This is a genomic window from Pseudomonas inefficax (assembly GCF_900277125.1).
Classification (GTDB): Bacteria; Pseudomonadota; Gammaproteobacteria; order Pseudomonadales; family Pseudomonadaceae; genus Aquipseudomonas; species Aquipseudomonas inefficax.
This window is the reverse complement of sequence record NZ_OPYN01000133.1, coordinates 1-3,617: the sequence shown is the minus strand read 5'-3', so window position 1 is coordinate 3,617 and position 3,617 is coordinate 1. Positions and strand designations below refer to the sequence as shown.

1 protein-coding gene and 1 pseudogene are annotated in these 3,617 nt (G+C 63.5%); both read right to left on the bottom strand.

The window, feature by feature from the left end; genetic code table 11:
- Window positions 1-223: pseudogene (locus JV551A3_RS15760) on the bottom strand (SCO family protein); the annotation flags it as partial.
- 155 nt (window positions 224-378) lie between these two features.
- A partial coding sequence (locus tag JV551A3_RS15755) for an Ig-like domain-containing protein (RefSeq protein ID WP_133978897.1) occupies window positions 379-3,617 on the bottom strand: 3,239 nt, incomplete at its 5' end.

The window sequence follows — 3,617 nt, the reverse complement described above, 5'->3', positions numbered from 1 at the left end:
CGGTGAAGATGAAGTTGATGGCAACCACTTTGTCCTTGATCAGGTCGTCGAAGAAATGCACCTTTTCACCGTCCTGGGTAAGCAGGGGGATGTTGGGGAAGTAGTTGGCGCCCCAAGGGGTTGCCGCTTCCTCGGCTACGGGTTGTTGCGGTTGCAGCGGCCAGTACGGGATGCTGGCGGCGAACAGCGAGAGCACCAGCAAGAAACGCCATGAGCCGGACATGATGCGGTCCTCGTCGATAACGGTGTTGGGGGCGGCGCTGCCGCCCATCGCAGGCAAGCCAGCTCCCACAGGTACTGCACAAGGCTCGGAGCCGATGCGGTCGAGGTGGGAGCTGGCTTGCCGGCGATGGGCCGCACAGCGGCCCCCGCTTTACCTCACTTGTATCTGACTGGCGCGGTCACGCTCTGCCCCAGCGCCGACTTCACGATGACCGACGCCGGCGTGGCCGGGCCGTAGCCCGAGGTGGTTGCCACCAACCGCCAACTGGCACCGCTGCCCGTGGCGGTCATTGTTGCGGTGCCCAGGTTCACCGGGCCGCCGGTAGTGGCCGCGGTCACGGTGATGCTGTTGCCCGAGGCCACCGAGGTAGTGCCAGTGATTTCCCAGGTGAAACGGTTGCTGCTGAGCACCTGTACCGTGGCACTGGTGACCTGGATCTGGTCGACCACCACCGCCGAGCCTACCGCGATGCTGACTGTGGCCGGTGCTACCGATTCGGCGCCCTTGGCGTCCCGCGCCGTGTAGTTGAAGCTGGCGGTAAATGGCGTGGTGACAGTGGCCGGCGGGGTGTAGGTCACCTTGGTGCCATCGGTGCTGGTGTTGCCCTGCCCGGAATCTGGCTGACTGAGGCCGACGACGGTCAGCGGCAGGTTGCCTTCCGGGTCGGTGTCATTGGCCAGCACGTTCAGGGTGATCGGCTTGCCGGCCGTGGTAGCGGCGCTGTCGTTGGCCGCGACCGGCGGTTTGTTGGCCGCGTCGTCGTCATCATGGTCCAGGGTGCGGAAGGTCGGCAGGCCAACCGAAGCCACATACTCCACGCCATCCCAGCCTGGCAGCGGGGTCGGCATCACCTGGAACTGGCCGGGGTGCTCCAGGTCCCAACGCAGCAGCATCGACGAGTCTTCATGCTGGGTGTTGTGGCAGTGCTCCATGTAGGTACCGGCAAATTCGCGGAAGCGGATCGCCACTTCCACTTCTTCCGAAGAGTCGATGTCCGGCCCGATGCGATACACATCCTTGCGTGCCCATTTTTCCCATTCTGGCGGGGCCTTGCCGTCGCGGCTCAGAACCACACCTTCTTCGAAGTGCACGTGCACCGGGTGGCTCCAGCCATTGCCGCCATTGATGATCTTCCACACTTCCAGGGTGCCGTCGCCGCTGAAACCGCCGTCGGTGGACTGCTGGGCCAGCTGTGGCGCCGCGCTGATGCGCCGTGGGTCCATGCTGTAGCCAAAGCCGCCGTCGGTCTTGATGGTCCAGGGCTGGGTGTCGGTACCGTCGGAGCGACCGAAGATGAACTCGCGGTGGCGGGCAGCCTTAAGTTTGACCTGGTCGGCGGCGGAGTTGCGGTCGATCGGCAGCGGCAGCATTTTCAGGCCTTCGGCCTTGCCCGGCTTGGCTGGCTCATAGGCGGCCGGGTTCATGCTCAGGTCCTGGCCACTGTAGGGCTGCACCACAAGCTGCAGGAACTTGCCGATCCCCGGGTCGCCGTTTTCCCAGCGCGGGCCTTTGCTGGTCTGCTTGATCACTGGCTTGTACTTTTCCGACAGCACGTCGGCCAGCGAGATGGCGCCTTCCGGGCCCTTGCCGCTCTGGTGCTCCTCGAGGTTGACGAAGTACAGCTTGTCACCGACCTTGATGCCGTTCTTGGCGAAGTTGATGATGATGTCGTAACGCTCGGCGATGCCCTGCAGCGGCAGGATACCGTTGTTGTCCTGCAGGTTGCCGTCACCATTGAGGTCCAGCGTGCCGTCGAATGGCACGGTGTGTTCCATGATGTTGCCGTCGTTGGCGATCATGTGGAACGGCACCCGCGCATAGGACAGATTGGAGCCGGTAGGGCCTTTGAACTCGCCACTGGTACCGGCAATTTCACGCACCACGGCAAACTTGAAGTAGCGTGACACCGAGCCATTGAGGATACGGAACCGGTAACTGCGCGCGCGTACCTTGAGCGTGGGCCGGTACTGCCAGTTGACCAGGATCTGGTCGCCGAGGAAGCCATCGGTGTTGAACGGGTTGAACCACAGCTGGCCGTTGGCATCCCAGGCCTTGTCGGCGATCACCAGGTTGACGTCGTAGTCGCGGTTGCCCCACGGCATGCCCGAGCCGCTGGGAAAGCGCAGGTTGACGCCATCCTGCAGGGCCTCGTTGCCGCGGTCCAGGGCGCTGTAGTAGTTCATCATCACGGCGTTGCCTTTGTAGACGTTCTGCGCCGTGAAATCCATCATGTGGTCGTGGAACCAGTGGGTGCTCATGGTTTCGCGCCAGTCACCACGAATCTTGATGCTGCCGTTCTGGCAGGTTTTCAGGCCTGGCGAGGCGTCATTGACGAACAGGGTTTCACCCGGCGAGCAGGGGAACGCCGCACGCGGGTCCTGGGCGCGGGTGTTGATGGTGTCGTAACCAGCCAATTGCAACGGCCAGCGGTAATCGTAGTACTGTCCTGGGAAGAAGTAGGCGTTGGCAAAGCCGTCGCTCTCGGCCGGTGAGTGGCCGTTGTGCTCGTGGGTCGAAAGGGTGTGCAGGCCAAAGCCGTTGTTGGCCGAAGGGTCGATCGGCAAGGCGTTGTAGTGGCGCATCAGGATCGGCTGGCCATAGCGCACCATCAGCAGCTTGGGCGGGAAGGTACCGTCGAAGGTCCATACCGACTTGTGGTTTTGCAGTGGCATCTTCGGGTGAAAGCGGGTGTCGATGCCCTTGGTGGTGCCCAGCGTGTTCGGGATATCCGAGGTCTGGTAGTACAGGCCGCCCGGGGCAAACTCGCCAACTGCGTAGTTGTGCAGTTGCTTGCGGTCACGCAGGCCCAGGTTGATGCGCGCACCGGCCTGGGCAGTCTTGAACCCTGCCTGTGGGTAGAACTCGTTCCAGCGCTGGTGCGACCAGCCTTTTCCTGGTGGCCGGCCTTCCGCCGGCGAACCAACCGGCTGGCGGTTGAGGAACATCTCGATCTGCGCCTTCCACGGGTTTCGGTCGAGCACGTTGGAGTACTGGGTCGGGAACGGGTACAGGCCCGGCTGTTTGAGGAAGGCTTCCAGGGCTGTACCGCTGGGGCCGCTGCGGGCCACCACGTTAGGGTCCTGCGCCGGTGCCGCGCCCAGGGTGGGCACCGGGAAGGTCAGGGGTGGCGCCGGCAGCGTGGGGTCGAGTCTTTCCGTGCCGAATTCCTCGAACAGCAGTAATTGCTGGGTAAACGGCAGCGCCCCGAACAACGGGCTGGGCTTGCCGTTGGTGGGGTATTTGTTGTCGGTCTGCAGGGCCGGCGGCAGCACATTGTTTGCGCGTACCGTGTCACGGTCGCCGTAGGCTCCATCGGTCAGCTCGAGTGAGCCTCGATTTGCCTCTGGCATGGTGTACAGGTCCAGCAGAGCCTGGGTCGGGTCAGCCGGCTGGT